Source organism: Stenotrophomonas sp. PS02298, assembly GCF_029959445.1.
Taxonomy (GTDB): domain Bacteria; phylum Pseudomonadota; class Gammaproteobacteria; order Xanthomonadales; family Xanthomonadaceae; genus Stenotrophomonas.
The window spans coordinates 1-679 of sequence record NZ_JASCOR010000333.1 but is presented as its reverse complement, the minus strand read 5'-3'; the positions used below and the strand labels follow the sequence as shown (position 1 = coordinate 679).

Annotated in this window: 1 pseudogene; it reads left to right on the top strand. The window is 64.7% G+C overall.

The window, feature by feature from the left end:
* Positions 1 to 20 precede the first annotated feature (20 nt).
* Positions 21 to 626: pseudogene (locus tag QMX78_RS21485) on the top strand (trypsin-like peptidase domain-containing protein); the annotation flags it as partial.
* Positions 627 to 679 lie beyond the last annotated feature (53 nt).

The window sequence follows — 679 nt, the reverse complement described above, 5'->3', positions numbered from 1 at the left end:
ATATCAACAGGAGACTTCTCATGGCCTACCCCGACCCGTACCAACGCCCCGCGCCGGACCACTTCGGCCGGCGCTGGCTCTTCATCACCGCCTGTATTGCCGCGCTCATGCTGCTGTGGCAGTTCCTGCCCGCCATCGAGGCCTGGTTCAGTCCGCGCGAGGCGGCAGAACGCACTGTGACGGCGCGTGGCGATCTGGCGGCGGACGAGAAAGCCACCATCGAACTGTTCGAGAAATCGCGCGCCTCGGTGGTCTACATCACTACCGCACAATTGGTACGCGATGTCTGGACGCGCAACGTCTTCTCCGTGCCGCGCGGCACTGGCTCGGGCTTCATCTGGGACGACGCCGGCCACGTCGTCACTAACTTCCACGTCATCCAGGGCGCGTCCGAAGCCACCGTCAAACTGGCCGACGGCCGCGACTACCAGGCCGCACTGGTGGGGACGAGCCCCGCGCACGACATCGCTGTGCTCAAGATCGGCGTCGGTTTCAAGCGCCCGCCGGCCGTGCCGGTCGGCACCAGTGCCGACCTCAAGGTGGGGTCAGAAGGGGGTTCACCCCCGTTTTCACGGACACTTACGAGAAGGCCGATCAAGGCCATGAGGAGTGTTCATGTCGAAGCGAAGGAAGTTCAGCACCGAGTTCAAGCGCGGTGCGGTTGAGCAGGCCAGCCAGC